Raw genomic sequence first — 16,508 nt, forward strand, 5'->3', positions numbered from 1 at the left:
TAACAATAATAGTATTTACTAACTTTCATTAGATAATCCAAAATTTAAAACCGCTGATAACATTAATTTATCAACGGTCTGACATTTTTTACATTATATTAAATTATACAGAAATTAACCAACTTGTTTTTCCAGGCTTTTACCTGTAAATTGACTATTATAAAGTTCTGAATAAAAGCCACCTTTTTCTAAAAGTTCTTGGTGATTTCCCTGTTCAATAACTTTACCTGCATTCATAACAAGTATTAAATCTGCATCACGAATTGTAGATAATCTATGTGCAATAACAAAACTGGTTCTTCCTTTCATAAGATTATTCATTGCCTTTTGTATATAAACTTCTGTTCTTGTATCTATACTGCTTGTAGCTTCGTCTAAGATAAGGATTGCAGGGTCAGCAAGTATTGCACGGGCAATAGTTAAAAGTTGTTTCTGTCCCTGTGAAATATTAGATGCTTCCTCATTAAGTACTGTATCATATCCATCTGGTAAAGTTCTTATAAAATGGTCAGCATGTGCTGTTTTAGCTGCTTGTATTATCTCTTCTTCTGTAGCACCTTCACGTCCATATGCTATATTTTCTCTTATTGTACCATTAAAGGACCAGGTATCCTGAAGCACCATTCCAAATATATTTCGCAAATTTTCTCTTTTCAATTCTTTTATATCTACACCATCAATAGTTATTTTACCTTCATTTATTTCATAAAATCTCATTAAAAGATTTACTATAGTTGTTTTCCCCGCTCCTGTTGGTCCTACAATAGCTATAGTCTCACCTTGCTTAACATCTATATTCATATCTTCTATAAGAGTTGTCTCCTTTTTATAGCTAAAGTTAACATGTTGAAATTTTACTTCTCCTTTTGGATTTTCTATAATTTTTCCTTCTTTAGAATCTGGTATTTCTTCCTCTTCATCTAATATTTCAAAAACACGTTCAGCAGATGCTACAGTTGATTGAATAATATTTGCAATATTGGCAGTTTGATTTATAGGTTGAGAAAATCGTCTCATATATTGGATAAATGCTTGAATTTCTCCTACATTGATTATTCTTTTAGTAGCTAAATATCCTCCTGTGACACATACTGCCACATATCCAACATTATTTATAAAACTCATAAGTGGCATTATAAGCCCTGAAACAAATTGAGCCTTCCATCCTGCACTATAAAGTTTTTCATTTATATCTTTAAATTCCTTTATAGATTTCTCTTCATGTTTAAATGCTTTTACTATATTATGTCCTGTATACATTTCTTCAATATGTCCATTCAAATTCCCTAAATACTTTTGTTGATTGGTAAAATATTTTTGTGATTTTTTAAGTATAGGCCTAATTAAAAGTATTGATACCGGTAAAACTATAAGTGCAATTATAGTCATCAATGGACTAATAGTAAGCATCATTACAATTATACCAATTATAGTTATTATAGAAGTTATAAGCTGAGTTAAACTTTGTTGAAGTGTGGTACTTATATTATCCATATCATTAGTAAATCTACTTAAAGTTTCTCCATGAGGTTTTGAATCAAAATACTTAAGAGGCATACGTCCAAGCTTATTTTCTAAATCTTTTCTCATATTATAAACTGTCTTTTGTGAAACTCCTGCCATTACATATTGTTGAATATAACTAAATGCTGAACTAATAATATATAAAGCTATTAAAATTAATACAATTCTTCCTATATATTGGAAATCTATTGCTGCTCCAGGAACCTTTCTAAATTTCATCATTATACCTTCAAAAAGTTTTTGTGTAGCATAACCCAATATTTTAGGACTTAAAATACTAAATACCGTACTTAATATGGCAGTAATTAAAACTATTATAAGTTGAATCTTATAAGGTGCTATATATTTAACTAACCTTTTAAGAGTACCTTTAAAATCCTTAACTTTTTCTACAGGCATTACCCCTGCTCCAGGTCCTCTATGTTTTCCACTCATGCTATTTCCTCCTCTGCAAGCTGTGATGAAACAATTTCTTTATATACTTTTGAACTTTTTAAAAGTTCTTCATGTGTTCCAATACCAGCAATATTTCCTTCATCTAAAACTATTATTCTGTCTGCATTCATTACTGTACTAACCCTTTGTGCAACTATAATCATAGTAGATTCTTTAATTTCACTTTTTAATGCTTCACGTAAATTGGCATCTGTTTTAAAATCAAGAGCAGAAAAACTATCATCAAATATATATATTTCAGGTTTTTTAACAATTGCCCTAGCTATAGACAATCTTTGCTTTTGACCTCCTGATAAATTATTTCCTCCTTGAGCTATTTGTGAATCATATCCATCCTTCATTTTTGAAATAAATTCACTAGCCTGAGCTATTTTAGCTGCATGTTTTATTTCTTCATCTGTAGCATTTTCTTTTCCGTATCTTATATTCTCTGCAACAGTGCCTGAAAAAAGCACTGCCTTTTGAGGAACTATACCTATCTTATCTCTAAGGTCTTCTTGTTCCATTTCTCTTATGTCTACCCCATCTAAAAGAATACTTCCTTCTTCAATATCATAAAAACGTGGTATAAGATTTACTAAAGCAGATTTTCCTGAACCAGTACTTCCTATTATTGCAGTAGTTTCTCCTGGCTTAGTTATAAAGGAAATGTTATTTAAAACTGCCTGTTCTGCACCAGGATATCTAAATACAACATTTTTAAATTCTAAATATCCTTTTTTACCATTAGGTTTTTTAGTATTGTCACTATTAGAAATTACAGGTTTCATGTTTAAAACCTCATTAATTCTTTCTGCTGAAGCAGACGCACGAGGTACCATAACAAATATAATAGAAACCATAACTACTGACATCATTACTTGCATTGAATATTGTAAAAAAGCCATTAAATCTCCTACCTGCATTGCATTCATATCAATTCTTTTAGCTCCAAACCAAATAATTCCAATAGACATAAAATTAAATATCAACATCATAATAGGCATAAGTGATGCCATTATTTTATTAACTCTTATAGATGTTTCTGTTAAATCTTTACTTGCTTCATCAAAACGCTGTTCTTCATATTCAGTACGGTTAAATGCTCTTACAACCCTAATTCCAGTAAGTCCTTCTCTAACAACTCTATTTAACTTATCTATTTTAACTTGAATGCTTTTAAATAATGGAAGTCCCTTAAATCCTACAATTCCAATTACTATTATAAGAAGTGGTATTGTAATCAAAAATGTAATAGATAGAGGTACATCCTTTGATAATGCCATAAATAATCCACCAATACACATAATAGGTGCAATTACTGCTATACGAAGCATCATAACCATTACTTGTTGTACTTGAGTGATATCGTTAGTTGTTCTTGTTATAAGAGAAGATGTTCCTAACTTATCAAATTCATTAAGAGAAAAATTCTCCACATGAGTAAATACTTTTTCACGTAAATCTTTCGCAAAGCCTACAGAAACCTTAGCTGATAATAAACTTAATAATATGGAAGCGAAAGTTCCTCCTAATGCTATAATAAGCATATATCCACCAATTTTTATAATATAATCTACATCTCCCTTTACTATTCCTGTATCAACTATTCTAGACATCAAATTAGGTAAATTTAAATCTGCCATTACTTGAACAAAAGCTAATATCAATATACAAATTATTAATATTGAATATTTCTTTAAATGCTTGAATAACTTAACCATATTTTCAACTCCATCTCTTTAATCTAATAGGTTTTTATGTTTCCTTAAAATCATTTGAAGCTTGTAAAAGATTATCCCTCATCTGCATAAATAATCTACGAAGCAAAATTTTTTCTTCTTGAGTAAAGTTTTTAAAACAATCATCATCTATGCTTTTAAAAACCTTTTTTACTTCTTTCATAGTTTCTCTTCCTTTATCTGTTAGATATACTCTAGACACTCTTTGATCTTCTTTGTCTGGCAATCTTTCTACAAAACCTGATTTCTCCATTCTCTTTAACATAACTGTTATGGTTGCGGGCTTAATATTCATTTTATCTGCTAACTCTTTTTGACTCTGTCCATTTTTTTTATGTAAAATAAACAATAATGGTGGTTGACCATGATAAAGACCTAATTTGTCCAATAATTTTTGAATTCTATGATAATGAAGCTTTATTACCTGACCAAACATAAAATATAATGAATCTTGTTCATAACAACCCATCTTTTTTTCCTCCATTTATTTAGTTGACTAAGCATTTAAATATTATCACTAAGTTTTTTTACCGTCAATATACTTTTCAAAAAGTTAATAATTTTACTTAAAACATTGATTTTCAAATATTTAATCAACTTTTTCTAGATATCCACAATTCTAATATAGTTAGCCTACTAATATTTTATTACGCTATTTAACTGTAAAAACATAAATAACCTACGCCAAGTTTTGGCGTAGGTTATTTATACTTATAAGTTTATTTTCTAATCAATTTTGTTCCAGTTTCATCCTGATCTACTAATCCTCTTTTCATTAATCCTCCTAAAGCTCTTTTAAAATAATTCTTGCTTTCATGGAAAACTTCTTTTATATCTTCAGGTGAAGATTTATCATTAAATGGCATAAATCCTCCATTAGCTTCTAAATATTTTAATATTTCTTCCTGAAGTTTACTTCTTTCCTCTGCTGCTTTTGCCCTTGGTGTAAGCCCTAAAGTTCCATCTTCATATATCTTCTTTATATTAAGCTTTAGTACCTCACCTATTCTTACTTCAGTGAAATATTCATTTTTAAGCATTATAGCCTTAAACATATTATCTACTGCTATTCCTACATTTTCACTTCTATAGAATCCATAAACTGTTCCGCTTACCTCATCTCCAACATTATACTCTTCTGCTATTTGCAAATGAGCCTCTACATCTGTGGTTGCCGCTATCCTATCTGTTTTATCTATATAAATATAAAATAAGTATTTATTTCCCTCTATTAATCTATAGTTCTGCTCCTTTAAAGGAACAAATATGTCTTTTTCAAGTCCTATATCTATAAATGCTCCAATTTTAGTATTAGCTTTCACTTCTAAATACGCTAAATCCCCAACCTTAGCTAGTGGTTCTTTTAAGGTAGCAATTAATCTATCCTTTGAATCTCTATATATAAATGCATTTACTATCTGTCCTTCTTCCGGCTCCTCATCTAAACAGCTACCAAATGGAAGCAATATATCATCACTTGTTCTTCCTGTTTCTGCATCTAAAAAATATCCTGGAGCACCTTTCCTAGCTATTTTTAATTCATTAAAATCTCCTAATTTAATCAATTTATTTTCCCTCCATATTTAAAATCTTTTATCCCTTATTTTAAACTAACTTTTCTTTTAGTAAAAATCATAATTTTATAAATATCAAATATATTGTTTCCATAAAAGTCATTAGAAATCCATAAGATATACATAAGTATGATATCACAGTTTTTTAAATAAAATCTACCTAAAATTAGCTAAATTATTGGAAATATTTATACATGTATAATAAAATATTATTATATATTATTATTTAATTTGAGGTGAATAGATTTTGTCGTATTTTTATGGATTTCATGACTTTTTATTTTCAATTTTTCCTATAATATTTTTTATAATATTTGCTTTTATGGTTTTTTCTATTATAAAATCTTATGCCAGAAATTCCAAAGCTCCTTTAATAACTGTAGAAGCTAAAGTAATAGGAAAAAGAACTGCTGTATCTCATCACACTCATAATGATGCTAACAATAATATATCTCATTCTACTTCTACCACCTATTACATTACCTTCCAAACAGAACACGGTGAAAGACTAGAATTATCTTTAAGTGGAAGAATGTATGGCTCATTAGTAGAAGGAGATATTGGTGATCTTACTTATCAAGGAGAATGGTTTAAAGATTTTAAAAGAAAATCTAGCTCAGAGAATTTTCATACCAATTCTTATGAAGAAAACACTAATTATAGGGAATACTAATAAAAAGATTGCAATGCAACTTTTTGAAAGGATGGTTTAATGGAAAGATACGTTATAGTTTGTTTGCTTAAGGGAGAAACTCTTAAATTCCATGAAAAATTAGTGGAGGATGTTTGCTATAAATTTAAAGTAAAAAGGCAAAAATTGCCTGCTCATTTTACCATAAAAGCTCCCTTTGAGACAAACAATATTGAAGAAATTGAAAAACTCTTGGATAACTTTACAAAAGATAAAAATAAAGAAAAAATCCTAATAAACGGTTTTAATCATTTTAGAACAGATGTGGTATTTATGCGTGTTACCCCTTCTAAGGAATCTTTACAAATTCATGATGAATTTATAAATAAATTAAAAAATATTTCTTGGCTTCCTTGGAAAGCGCATGAAGGTGAAGGTAAAAATAAAATGTTTCATTGTACCATAGTAAGTCGTTTAAAAGAAGATAAATTTCAACCTATATGGAACTATGTAAATAAATATAATCCACAATTTAACACTTACTTTGATAACATATCCATACTTAAATGGGAAAATTACAGGTGGATAACTTATAAAGAATATATTCTTAAATAAACTAAAAAATTGCGAGGCAACTTTTCAGAGTACAGAGCAAAAATTACAGAGTACAGACATGGAGAAAAATTATCCTTATCTGTTCTCTGTGCTCTATAATTCATACTCTAAAAAAAGTGCTTCGCACTTTTTTTCGTGAACCAAACATAAAAATTCTATATCTATATAAGTGATAGTATAATTAATACACAATACCGCGGTGTTAAAAATGTAGGAGGAATTAAATGGAATTGCTAGAAGAAGTGAAATTAGCTCAAAAGGGAAATAAGGATTCTTTTATAAAGTTAATAAGAAACTATGAAAAATATTTTTATTCCGTATCAAAATCCATTTTAGATAATGATGAAGACTGTGCAGATGCTATTCAGGAAACTATTTTAAATTGTTATAAAAATATAGGTAATTTAAAACATCCTGAATACTTTAAAGCTTGGTTTGCAAAAAGTCTTATAAATAATTGCTATAAAATACTTAAAGTAAACAAAAAAGTAGTACCTTTAAATGAATCAATAGAGCAATGTTCAAATTGCAAAGATTATGAACTAATAGAGCTAAAAGAAGTAATAAATTGTTTAGACAAAGATTTAAGATATTTAATTCATTTATATTACTTTGATGATGTTTCAGTAAAGACTATTAGCAAAATCCTTCAAATACCTGAGGGAACAGTAAAATCCAGACTTTCACGAGGAAGACTTAAAATATTTAATAGCTTAAAAATTGATAAGGAGGATTGCTACTATGAAGGAAGAATTAATGGATAGAATAATAAAAGATAAATTTGAAAACTTAAAAGAAAATAAACTAGATAATATAGAGGTTCCATCTGTATTTCATAATTGTATAGAAGATACTTTAACTTCTTTAGAAAATATAAAGCCTAAAAAGAAAAATAATAAAAAGAAACAAGTTATTGCTGCTGCCATAACCATAACTTGTTTAATTGGTATAGCTTTCTCTGTACCTACTCTAGCTAAAAATATACCTGCTATAAATAATATTTTAAATGGAAAATCTGTATTTGATTCTAAAGAAAAGAATCCCTCTAACTTTGGCTTAGATAACCCTAATTTAAAGGAATATACAAATGAAGTTAATCAATCTGTTAAAAGTAGTGGAATAACTATAACAGTAAAAGAAGCTACCTGTGATGGAAATAAAGTATTTTTAGGATACATCATTCAAGGTGAAAAAAATCTACCAAGAACCCCTGATATTTTCCCTGGACATGCTACTACCATAGATGGCAAGATGCCTACAAGTGGTGGTTATGATTTTAAAGAGATAGATACTAACTCCTACATTATGAGAGAAGAAATTGATATATCTCCTTCAAATTCAATACCGGATAAATTTAGATTCACAACTAAATTCAGATCAATTTGCGGAATTAAAGGTGTGTGGGATTTTGACTTTATAGTATCTCAAGAAAACTTTAAAAACAAATGTAAAACTCTTAATATAAATAAGTACTATAACATAGACAACAATAAATTTACTATAGAAAAATTATCTTTAACTCCAGTAAGTTCTGTATTAAATATGACTGCTAAAGGAACAGGTTTAGATAACCTATTTAATAAATCAGACAATAACTTTTTTAATAATCACCAAGTTTTGGTTACAAATGAAAAAGGTTATTTGCTAAAAACCCCAGGTTCTGGTTCCAAAAGTGATAAAAATTATTCTGAAGCTCGTATTGAATTTATTCCTGAAGAAATTAATACTTATAAATCCATTAATATAAAAGTATTAAAAAAATCAATAGATAATATGCAGCTTAAAGACTGTAAAGTTAAATATGAACTTCCTATAAAAAATACATCTTTGCCTAAGAAAATAACTACAGAAAAGTTTGGAAACATTACTATAAATAAAATTGATATGACTGATAATAAACTCACTTTTAAGCTTAAACTTGAAGGAGATTACTCACCTTTATTATTAGAAAACATTTGGTTATGGAATAATAAAAAAGGATTTAATGAAGAAAGTACCTATAGAGTTTTTTCTTTCAATAAAAAATTTGTAGATGGAGAATATATACTTGAAGAAAATATTGGCAAGGACTTTGTTTCTGACTATAAAGATCTTACAATAGTTATATCTGATCCAAGCGAATATTATGAACCTTTAAAGGAATGTGAAACTAAAATAAATATAAATTAACAAAAGGGTTGAAGAGGTACATATTATTAGTACTTCTTCAACCTTTTAATATTAATTTTCATATTTACTATTATCTATAGGCGCTGATTTTAACAAATTTGAGCCTTTAATTTGGCTATTTATTTCTCCTACAATAGCTTCCCTAAAGTGGTTTAAATCTTCTTCTTTTAAATTAGGTATTTTTTTAATAAGCATTTCATCAAACAATTTTCTTTTTTCTTCTGCTGATTGAGGAATAAATTTAAACTGTTGCTCAACTACAAAATAAATACTTTTAGCAATATTATAAGTTTTATTATATTGTTCCATCCCTATTTTTTGTATAAGCTGCTCTCTTTTCTTATTTAAATAATCCACACCTATCCTAATTAAATAAGTAATAGTTAATCCTAATATGGATAATATAGATTTTATAACTATATCTACAACTCCATTTATTAATGTACTACTCATGAAAATTCCCCCTTAAATTAAATCCTTATATCCCTTTGTTCTTGTAAAAATCCTTATGTTATTTCCTTCTTTTTCATCATCTTGAAGGGATAGATAGTTATACTTATCTAAATGAATTATAAGTCTCCCCTTTTCTGGAACACTTTCTATATATCCAAGTCCATTAGTTCCTTTCCATGTAATATAACAATTATCTGGAATACTATGATCTATAGGAGGAATAGTTACATCTTTTTCGTTACTAGAATTTTTTATATCTACTATATGCCCTGTTATTCCCTTTATAATTGCAGCTACTAAATTATATTTATTATAGATTTGGCAATCAGATTTGCTATCACAGAAAAAGCTTTCAATAAGTATTGCAGGCATACTTGTATATCTAAGAACATACAAATCATTTCTATACTTTGCTCCTCTATTCCTATAGCCTAACTTAGATATCTCATCACATATCCTATCTGCATAAACCTTTCCACTACTACTGATATACTCTACTTCGCAGCCATTAGCTTCTCCATTAAAGGCATTCAAATGTAATGATACAAATAAATCTGCTTTATAGTAGTTTGCCATATTAACTCTATATGCTAAACTTTGAATTAAAGATAATCCTTTCTGTGCAGGTGTTACATTGTAAACAATGTGCCCTAGTTTTTTTAAGCCTTCTATTACTAATGTACCAAATTCTCTTACCGTACTTTCTTCATTTCTATACCCTTCTGCCCCTCTGTCTTGCCCAGTTCCATGTCCAAAATCTACTGCTATTTTCATCTAATCACCTTCTTTATTTAAATGTTATAATCGTACTGATTATTCCTAAAATAATAGCTCCAGCGATTGTTCGCCAGAGCCATTTTAAATTATCTTCTATTTCAGCTATGTCTTTTTCATTTTGACAAGCTTTAATATAAGCCATATCTGCCTTTTCTTTAGTACTATTATAACTATCTATTTTAGTTTCAATTCTTACTATTCTCTCTAAAATTTCTTGCTGTATATCTTTGTCCATATCTAACCTCCAGTACTTTAAAATTAGGCAAAATAAAAAGACCCTATTAGGTAGATGCTTGATTTATTGTTATTTTGAGTTGTGTCGTAGTAGTTTTCTATTGTGTAATAAGTTCTTCTCCAGTAATAGTTTTAAATTCTTCTTTGCTAATTACATTCCATTTAGCAGCCTCCTTTAAATCTTCTAACTTTAGATACCCTTCTTTATAAAATAAGCTATAAAAATCAAACATACTATTTACCTCCTAATTGATTTATTTTTATATTTAAATTACTTACTTGCTGTGCTAATTGACTTATCATAGCATCTTTCTTTTTATTTTCTACAGTCAATTCTGCTAATGTCTTTGTGAAAGTTTCTTTTTCTATATTTTCTTTTGGTTTTAATATATCTTCATATTCATAGAAAATAATGTTTTCTACTGGATTATAATACATTATAGATTGTTTACCTTCTATTTGCTGTGGTTCTGAAATACCTTCTATAAGTATACCTTCCTGTTCTAACTGTTCTTTGGTTTTATTCAAACCATTTGTACTATCAAAAGGCATATAATGTTTGTAGCCTATATCGTATTTTGAGTCTGTTATTTTATTTAAGTTTTTTATAAATATCATATTTTTATTCCCCCCCTATATTAATTTTCTTTTAGTATCTTTTTTTAGACAAATAGTAGAAAAATCACATTTTTTATTAACGCCATTTGAAGCTGGAAATTGAATACTTGCAGTTGGTGATAAATTAAAAAGAAATAAATTATTTAAATTATCTACAGCAATAGGTATTCCATTAGATAAATCAATCGGTGTTTTTTTATGATTCGCCACATTTAAATCTACACTAATCAAATCATAAGTTTCATTTAGCATATATTCACCCCATTTGCTTAATAATAAAGTTTCAGTGCAATAAAAAATATTATTCATTACACCGACAATAGATATACTACCTGAATTTACTTTATACAAACATATTGATTGTAAATCAAAATTAATTTTTTCCAATGTACCGCCTGAATAATTATATATACCAGTAGTATCACTGTATGTTTTATCAACATTTATAGATCGGTTTACAGAAATTATAATATTTCCACTTGTGTCAATTTTTAAAGCTTGAGAAATAGAAAATCCATATATTGAATTATTACAATACACCAATTTATCTATATCTAAATTTTTTGTTAGAACTACTTGACCTTTTAAATTAGATTTTACAAAAGTTCCGCGGTTAACTATGAAGTAAATATAATCTCCATCTGTTATAACATTTCCTAATGAAAAACCATCACGAATATTTAATGGTTTTAAATCAATTGGAATTATTGTGTCATTTGTAATATTAATAATTGATAAATCATATTTGCCCATTGCATTAACTCTTTCATAGAAAATAGCAACATAATTAGCACTTATAATTTTCATTGATATAATTTGTCTTGCAGTAGTTATTATCCCTTTTATTATTTTTTTTGTTAGGTTTTTATTATCAATAACTACTAAAGATACATAATTAGAGGACTGTAGAATATATGATGTTTTTCCAAAGTCACAATCAATTGTTTTTGATAATGCAATTTGTTCAAAAACAATTTCAAAATCTCCAATTAGTTTTTTTTTAGCATTAAAATGATCTGTTATGTTAATCATTTTATAGTTTTTCTCCTTTCCATTCGTTATCAAAATATATTTGGGTTAAAATAATTGTATCAGTAACTGTAATTCCATTTACTGTGTAAAAAGTAATTGTTCTAGTAGTATAATTCGGAGACACTCCACCACTTAATACTGATTTTTCTAATAGAGTTCCATTAAGTCTATATTTTTCAACTCTTGTGTCTATACCATTTTCATCAGTATCGAACTTTTTTATATAGAATTTTTGTTGCTGAATAATATCAGCCAATTGCAACTCAACTGAAGTTCCAGAATTTGTTTTTATATCTGCTGCATTTAATACGACCGCACCTGTTTTCCCATTTACAGATTTAACACTTCCCGCATTACTTTCAACTTCTTTTACTTTTTTATCTAATATGTCAGCATTGTAATTAAGATCCTCAATGTTAACTGCATCATTTCCATCTGGTTTTCTTAATCCATAATTAGCTGTAAGTTTCATTTCTATCCCTCCTATTCATAGACTCTTATTTCATCCCATGTTTTATTTTTAATTTTATCCCATACTAAATTTAATTCCTTAATTTTATTCCAAACAGTGCATGTATACTGGAAATCATAATATAAATGGGATGGTTTTATTAAATTTAGCATGTCTTTAAACGCAGCTAGGTTTCTTGGAATTCCTTTTACACCTATAAATTTAACTATAAAATAATTGTTTTCCGCATGTTCTATTATTTCTACCTCTCCACCACTGAAAGTTTGAGCAACTTCTTTTATAAATTGCTTTGTAATGGTTCCTGTTCCTCTTTTTTTAGCTTTTAGAATCTCTCTTCTTTCTTCATAGGATTTATTTATATCTGTAGATAATGCATATTCTTCTTCCCATAGACTTAATCCCCAAGTGGCAGTATCTATAAAACATTGTTTAACTAAATCTTCTTTTTGCCAATTTAATAAGGCTAATTCATATCCTACTGCATTATTCCATACTTTAAATTCTTTTACCTGTCGTAAAGCTGGTGGTAAATATGCTAATAAATCTGGTCTATATAATTCAATTTCTTCTTCTGTTATTGCAAATTCATTTCCATACTGGTTAGTACCATACTTTATAGAGCCATACACTTATTACACCCCCTTTAGGTTATTCCAAGTTACGGAACCTTTTTTCATGTAGGTATCGTCGTGATTATGCTGAGCTGGTGGAAGTGATGTAGGTTTATTCCTAAGGCTATTATAATCCCCACTAAATGCAACATAATGAAGTCCTGTAATCATAGAGGATGGATGTGTTGATGGGTGTATATAGTTATTGGCATTATCTTGTATTGCTGCAAGTTTTCGCTTCTCTAATAGAGTATAATCTTCTGAAGAAAGATTTTTTCCCTGTATTTTATCAACTTTACTACTTAGTAAATTCATTATTGTTGCAGCAAAGTTAGGGTCATTTCCTAGTGCATCTGCAATTTCTTTAAAAGTATCTAAAGTTTCTGGTGCTGTACCTATTAAGTTATTTATCTTTTGTAATACTTCCTCTTTAGTAAATATATTATCTTTATCAGCTTTTTTTAATAATTCTGTATCTACATATGTTTTATCGGATTTACTTTTTTCAAGTAAGTTAGTGGTATTTTTCAAGTTCCTTACTTCTAAATCATTGAAATCTTTATATCTATCTATTTCTTTTTGAGTATTTGCAATGCTTTGTTGAACAATATTAATATCCTCTGCCTCAACTGTATCTCCTTGTGTTTCATAGGTAATATATACTTTAGATGTTTTAGAAAATATTTTTATTATCTTTTTCCATGGAGCATTACTTGGAGTTGATAGTATAAAATTTTCTATTTTTTCACCTGTTAGCTTTGATGCTGTAAAAACTCTTACACTAGAACTAATTACATTGCCATGTTTAAGTTCTTCCTCATATATTCCATCTGTTAAAGTAACTTCTTCTTCAATGCTGTAAGTATTGCCATTTATCTTATCTAACTTATCATTAAATTTATCTATTTCTTTGGGATACATTATCTACACCTCCAAAGTTATATGTCTTAATACAGGTATTTCTTCATCTTCAAGTCCTATATTTTTTATATCACCATTAATTTTAAAATTCATATAATCTAAAACCCCTGGTACATTTAAAAGTAAATTACTTGATTTTGCATAACTTACATAGGTATCATTAAAGGCTATTTCTTTAAACAAATTGTTGATTTTACATATAAATTCTTCTTGAACCTGTGCTATATTGTAATTATTAGCTAATGTTATACTTGCACTTATGTCGATAGCTTTTTCCTTTGCCCCTATAACAGTAACTTTCGCTCCTATAGGTCTATTTTTTTCTATATATTCATAGGCTTTTTTAATTAAATTTTCCGTTGGTGCTTTCTTGTTTTCATCTACAATAACTATCTTTACTGTTCCATTCCCACTCCAAAGTGGAAATACTTTTGCTCCTCCAACTCCTGGTACCTCTAAAGCCCACTGTTTATAATGATTGTCATTTCCAGATGTAACTGGTTTTTGTATCTTGCTAAAATATCTATCTACCAAACTATTATCATCTTCTATATCAGTTCCCCCTTCTGTGGAAACTTCATTTGTTACTTTTGCAACTCCTAAAATTTGAACTGGAAGTTCTTTAATAGTGTTAGCTGCTACTAAATATATAGACCCTACTTCTAACGCCTGTATGGGAATAATTGCTTCTCCATTAGTAATAGTTCCATCCTTTAAAGTTTTAAATTGTAATCCTAATTCAGTTTGCACTATGGTTCCTGCTGGAATATAAGTATCATCAATCCCCATAAAGGTTTCTTTTCCTAAGGCATAGGTTCCTGTTTTTCTAGAGATGCCGCTTTCCAAGGCTCTCATTTCTATTTCCTCACTATATCCATTTTTGATAGCACTTTTTATAAAAACTCTATTTAATATTTCATCTAGTTTAGTTTTAACCTGTGCTAATTCCTGACTTATAGGAGAAAAAACATCATAAAAAAAAGAACCTTGTGATTTATTTAAATCATTTGGAACCTTATTAAACATTCTATTTCTTATTTCTTCATCGGATTCTTTGTACAAATACATTCACCTCCTAGTAGCAACAGTTCTAGCAATTATATGCTAGAGCTGTTTTAAATTTATATATTTTGAAATATTTTTCTTATAAATGTATTAACCTTTAAGCATCTATTGTACTCTTTAAGATATAATCCTCTATAGCTTTTCTATAATCTGTATTAGTTACATCATCAAGCACATAAGTTTTTTGTGTTTTTGGATTTAGCCCTCCATTAACTATCCTCTCTGCACATATCCTTACTATTACCATATTAACTTCCATTATAAAATTATTATCTGCTTGTAAAAGCAGTTGATTTTCTAGTTCTGCCCTTTCTCTTTTAACTTTTCTTCTTCTGTTTCTATATGCTCTATAAGTTCAAATTCTAATTCACATGTATCAAAACTTTTTACTTTAATTGAATTAATTCCATTTTTAAGTTTATTAAATTCATCATTATATTTGCCAACAGGTAATTCTATACATATTAACTCTCCAATCTTCTCTTGCTCAATTTCACTTTCTCCCCACATCATTAAGGTTTTATTATTAGTTTTATCTACAATTAATCTTCTTCCTTGCATATTAATCCTCCTATTCATATGCTATAAATCTGTATTCGCCATACTTAGGTGAACTACTTCCACCATTATTAAAGTTATAGGAAACTGTGTTATTTGAATCTACTTTAATACCACTATTTTCTTCTAATCCTTTAATATATATACTTTCAAGCTTTGATCCAACCCAACCCCAGTGATTATTTAATATTACAATTAAATAAGGCGTGAATTGCAAAGTAGCAATATTAACAATTTTATAAGTATTCCCTGGTATCATTCCAACATCACCAGTAGAGGTATAAGTCCTTTTTCCAATATTTATATTTAGAATTTTATTAATTAACCTCTCTAAATCTTCTGTGCCAATACTTTGTTGCCCTTTAGCACTTAGATTTTTTACCAAAACATTTTTTAATGCCTGCGTTTTATTTTTTAGGGTAGCAAAAGTATCCGCGTAAGCTAACGGGTTGCCAATAACGTCTACCCAAAAGTTCTTACCATTACTGGCAAACTGAAAAGCCTCATCAGCTCTTTTTTTAGCAGCTTCAGCTGTAGTTTGTGCTGTGCCTACATTTGTTGATACCGTAGATATTTGTGAATTAAGATATTTATCATTTTCAACTAATTTATCTAGCCTTTTATTAAATTCTTCTGCATGTCCTTTTGTATTGGTAGTAAATTTTTCTATACTTTCGTTAAACATTTATACACCTCCTAAAATTCGTCATCAATTTCAAATATCATTTCCATGTCTGCATCTTTATATTTATTACCAAAAGTTTTTATAGCTACTATATCCCCATCTGTATCAACTAATCCCATTTCATTTATATTTTTATCAGCGATTTCATTTTTAAGCAATTTACATGAATATCTACAAGTAGTAGATACAGGATAGTTATGTCTATCTATAGGTTTTCTTAACAGTTCATGTTTTAAACTATTATCTAAACTATTTGGAGGTACAGCTTTACCATCTTTGCCAATACCTCCATCCCCGAAAACCATATGAGTAATTTTAGATAAGACCTTATCGCCTGCTCTAGCCTTCACCATTTTTTCTCTTGCTTTATTTGTTGTTACTGCATTTGCCAT

22 protein-coding genes are annotated in these 16,508 nt (G+C 28.4%); 4 read left to right on the forward strand and 18 right to left on the reverse strand.

What is annotated here, in order from left to right; translation table 11 throughout:
- Positions 1–114: 114 nt before the first annotated feature.
- From J2Z24_RS10270 to J2Z24_RS10285, 4 genes are all read right to left on the reverse strand, one after another.
- Positions 115–1,959 (reverse strand): ABC transporter ATP-binding protein, encoded by a 1,845-nt coding sequence (locus J2Z24_RS10270; RefSeq protein WP_035149220.1) that lies wholly within the window; start codon positions 1,957–1,959, stop codon positions 115–117.
- Positions 1,956–3,683 carry an ABC transporter ATP-binding protein gene (locus J2Z24_RS10275; protein ID WP_035149218.1) on the reverse strand — a complete coding sequence of 576 codons (1,728 nt, stop codon included), beginning with the start codon at positions 3,681–3,683 and terminating at the stop codon, positions 1,956–1,958. The genes J2Z24_RS10270 and J2Z24_RS10275 overlap by 4 nt, the downstream gene beginning before the upstream one ends.
- A gap of 34 nt (positions 3,684–3,717) precedes the next feature.
- Positions 3,718–4,170, reverse strand: a complete 453-nt coding sequence (locus J2Z24_RS10280; protein ID WP_035149215.1) for a MarR family winged helix-turn-helix transcriptional regulator — start codon at positions 4,168–4,170, stop codon at positions 3,718–3,720.
- A 250-nt stretch (positions 4,171–4,420) separates the two neighbouring features.
- Positions 4,421–5,266: a CvfB family protein gene (locus tag J2Z24_RS10285; RefSeq protein ID WP_035149213.1), complete on the reverse strand. Its 846-nt coding sequence runs from the start codon at positions 5,264–5,266 to the stop codon at positions 4,421–4,423.
- Positions 5,267–5,522: 256 nt separating this feature from the next.
- Here J2Z24_RS10285 and J2Z24_RS10290 point away from each other — a divergent pair, with 256 nt between their 5' ends.
- The 4 genes from J2Z24_RS10290 (at position 5,523) to J2Z24_RS10305 (ending at position 8,690) form a co-directional block, all read left to right on the forward strand.
- On the forward strand, positions 5,523–5,948 hold the full coding sequence (locus tag J2Z24_RS10290; RefSeq protein WP_051593331.1) for a DUF2500 domain-containing protein: 426 nt from the start codon (positions 5,523–5,525) through the stop codon (positions 5,946–5,948).
- A 39-nt stretch (positions 5,949–5,987) separates the two neighbouring features.
- A complete protein-coding gene (locus J2Z24_RS10295) occupies positions 5,988–6,521 on the forward strand; it encodes a 2'-5' RNA ligase family protein (protein WP_035149210.1) in 534 nt (177 codons plus the stop codon).
- 224 nt (positions 6,522–6,745) lie between these two features.
- Positions 6,746–7,285, forward strand: a complete 540-nt coding sequence (locus J2Z24_RS10300) for a sigma-70 family RNA polymerase sigma factor (protein ID WP_035149208.1) — start codon at positions 6,746–6,748, stop codon at positions 7,283–7,285.
- Positions 7,263–8,690, forward strand: a complete 1,428-nt coding sequence (locus J2Z24_RS10305; RefSeq protein WP_035149206.1) for a DUF4179 domain-containing protein — start codon at positions 7,263–7,265, stop codon at positions 8,688–8,690. The genes J2Z24_RS10300 and J2Z24_RS10305 overlap by 23 nt, the downstream gene beginning before the upstream one ends.
- 51 nt (positions 8,691–8,741) lie before the next feature.
- Here J2Z24_RS10305 and J2Z24_RS10310 read toward each other — a convergent pair whose 3' ends face one another.
- The 14 genes from J2Z24_RS10310 to J2Z24_RS10375 all read right to left on the reverse strand — a co-directional run bounded on the left by J2Z24_RS10310 (position 8,742) and on the right by J2Z24_RS10375 (position 16,508).
- Positions 8,742–9,143 (reverse strand): hypothetical protein, encoded by a 402-nt coding sequence (locus tag J2Z24_RS10310; RefSeq protein WP_035149203.1) that lies wholly within the window; start codon positions 9,141–9,143, stop codon positions 8,742–8,744.
- Between the two features lie 12 nt (positions 9,144–9,155).
- The gene (locus J2Z24_RS10315; RefSeq protein WP_051593330.1) at positions 9,156–9,917 is read right to left on the reverse strand and encodes an N-acetylmuramoyl-L-alanine amidase; all 762 of its coding nucleotides are present in this window, start codon (positions 9,915–9,917) and stop codon (positions 9,156–9,158) included.
- Between the two features lie 13 nt (positions 9,918–9,930).
- On the reverse strand, positions 9,931–10,155 hold the full coding sequence (locus J2Z24_RS10320) for a hemolysin XhlA family protein (protein WP_027624375.1): 225 nt from the start codon (positions 10,153–10,155) through the stop codon (positions 9,931–9,933).
- Between the two features lie 97 nt (positions 10,156–10,252).
- Positions 10,253–10,387: an XkdX family protein gene (locus tag J2Z24_RS10325; RefSeq protein ID WP_085059102.1), complete on the reverse strand. Its 135-nt coding sequence runs from the start codon at positions 10,385–10,387 to the stop codon at positions 10,253–10,255.
- Between the two features lies 1 nt (position 10,388).
- A complete protein-coding gene (locus J2Z24_RS10330) occupies positions 10,389–10,772 on the reverse strand; it encodes a hypothetical protein (protein WP_035149200.1) in 384 nt (127 codons plus the stop codon).
- Between the two features lie 15 nt (positions 10,773–10,787).
- Positions 10,788–11,804: a hypothetical protein gene (locus tag J2Z24_RS10335; protein ID WP_035149197.1), complete on the reverse strand. Its 1,017-nt coding sequence runs from the start codon at positions 11,802–11,804 to the stop codon at positions 10,788–10,790.
- Between the two features lies 1 nt (position 11,805).
- Positions 11,806–12,276, reverse strand: a complete 471-nt coding sequence (locus tag J2Z24_RS10340) for a hypothetical protein (protein WP_035149194.1) — start codon at positions 12,274–12,276, stop codon at positions 11,806–11,808.
- Between the two features lie 11 nt (positions 12,277–12,287).
- A complete protein-coding gene (locus J2Z24_RS10345; protein WP_027624379.1) occupies positions 12,288–12,905 on the reverse strand; it encodes a YmfQ family protein in 618 nt (205 codons plus the stop codon).
- Positions 12,906–12,908: 3 nt separating this feature from the next.
- Positions 12,909–13,808 (reverse strand): hypothetical protein, encoded by a 900-nt coding sequence (locus tag J2Z24_RS10350; RefSeq protein WP_173680457.1) that lies wholly within the window; start codon positions 13,806–13,808, stop codon positions 12,909–12,911.
- 3 nt (positions 13,809–13,811) lie between these two features.
- Positions 13,812–14,870: a baseplate J/gp47 family protein gene (locus J2Z24_RS10355; protein ID WP_241396564.1), complete on the reverse strand. Its 1,059-nt coding sequence runs from the start codon at positions 14,868–14,870 to the stop codon at positions 13,812–13,814.
- Between the two features lie 100 nt (positions 14,871–14,970).
- Positions 14,971–15,120: a hypothetical protein gene (locus tag J2Z24_RS10360; RefSeq protein WP_162175685.1), complete on the reverse strand. Its 150-nt coding sequence runs from the start codon at positions 15,118–15,120 to the stop codon at positions 14,971–14,973.
- 50 nt (positions 15,121–15,170) lie between these two features.
- Positions 15,171–15,434 carry a hypothetical protein gene (locus J2Z24_RS10365; RefSeq protein WP_035149191.1) on the reverse strand — a complete coding sequence of 88 codons (264 nt, stop codon included), beginning with the start codon at positions 15,432–15,434 and terminating at the stop codon, positions 15,171–15,173.
- Positions 15,435–15,444: 10 nt separating this feature from the next.
- Positions 15,445–16,116, reverse strand: coding sequence for a hypothetical protein (locus tag J2Z24_RS10370; RefSeq protein ID WP_035149189.1), 672 nt, complete (start codon positions 16,114–16,116; stop codon positions 15,445–15,447).
- 11 nt (positions 16,117–16,127) lie between these two features.
- Positions 16,128–16,508: a phage tail-collar fiber domain-containing protein gene (locus J2Z24_RS10375; protein ID WP_035149188.1), complete on the reverse strand. Its 381-nt coding sequence runs from the start codon at positions 16,506–16,508 to the stop codon at positions 16,128–16,130.

This window comes from Clostridium tetanomorphum, assembly GCF_017873215.1.
GTDB lineage: Bacteria > Bacillota > Clostridia > Clostridiales > Clostridiaceae > Clostridium_AO > Clostridium_AO tetanomorphum.

Excerpts from the sequence above, each read along its gene's own strand:
- J2Z24_RS10270 (WP_035149220.1), bottom strand. The coding sequence starts at position 1,959 with ATGAGTGGAAAACATAGAGGACCTGGAGCAGGGGTAATGCCTGTAGAA.
- J2Z24_RS10275 (WP_035149218.1), bottom strand. The coding sequence starts at position 3,683 with ATGGTTAAGTTATTCAAGCATTTAAAGAAATATTCAATATTAATAATT.
- J2Z24_RS10280 (WP_035149215.1), bottom strand. The coding sequence starts at position 4,170 with ATGGGTTGTTATGAACAAGATTCATTATATTTTATGTTTGGTCAGGTA.
- J2Z24_RS10295 (WP_035149210.1), top strand. The coding sequence starts at position 5,988 with ATGGAAAGATACGTTATAGTTTGTTTGCTTAAGGGAGAAACTCTTAAA.
- J2Z24_RS10300 (WP_035149208.1), top strand. The coding sequence starts at position 6,746 with ATGGAATTGCTAGAAGAAGTGAAATTAGCTCAAAAGGGAAATAAGGAT.
- J2Z24_RS10305 (WP_035149206.1), top strand. The coding sequence starts at position 7,263 with ATGAAGGAAGAATTAATGGATAGAATAATAAAAGATAAATTTGAAAAC.
- J2Z24_RS10310 (WP_035149203.1), bottom strand. The coding sequence starts at position 9,143 with ATGAGTAGTACATTAATAAATGGAGTTGTAGATATAGTTATAAAATCT.
- J2Z24_RS10315 (WP_051593330.1), bottom strand. The coding sequence starts at position 9,917 with ATGAAAATAGCAGTAGATTTTGGACATGGAACTGGGCAAGACAGAGGG.
- J2Z24_RS10320 (WP_027624375.1), bottom strand. The coding sequence starts at position 10,155 with ATGGACAAAGATATACAGCAAGAAATTTTAGAGAGAATAGTAAGAATT.
- J2Z24_RS10325 (WP_085059102.1), bottom strand. The coding sequence starts at position 10,387 with ATGTTTGATTTTTATAGCTTATTTTATAAAGAAGGGTATCTAAAGTTA.
- J2Z24_RS10330 (WP_035149200.1), bottom strand. The coding sequence starts at position 10,772 with ATGATATTTATAAAAAACTTAAATAAAATAACAGACTCAAAATACGAT.
- J2Z24_RS10335 (WP_035149197.1), bottom strand. The coding sequence starts at position 11,804 with ATGATTAACATAACAGATCATTTTAATGCTAAAAAAAAACTAATTGGA.
- J2Z24_RS10340 (WP_035149194.1), bottom strand. The coding sequence starts at position 12,276 with ATGAAACTTACAGCTAATTATGGATTAAGAAAACCAGATGGAAATGAT.
- J2Z24_RS10350 (WP_173680457.1), bottom strand. The coding sequence starts at position 13,808 with ATGTATCCCAAAGAAATAGATAAATTTAATGATAAGTTAGATAAGATA.
- J2Z24_RS10360 (WP_162175685.1), bottom strand. The coding sequence starts at position 15,120 with ATGGTAATAGTAAGGATATGTGCAGAGAGGATAGTTAATGGAGGGCTA.
- J2Z24_RS10365 (WP_035149191.1), bottom strand. The coding sequence starts at position 15,434 with ATGCAAGGAAGAAGATTAATTGTAGATAAAACTAATAATAAAACCTTA.
- J2Z24_RS10370 (WP_035149189.1), bottom strand. The coding sequence starts at position 16,116 with ATGTTTAACGAAAGTATAGAAAAATTTACTACCAATACAAAAGGACAT.
- J2Z24_RS10375 (WP_035149188.1), bottom strand. The coding sequence starts at position 16,508 with ATGGCAAATGCAGTAACAACAAATAAAGCAAGAGAAAAAATGGTGAAG.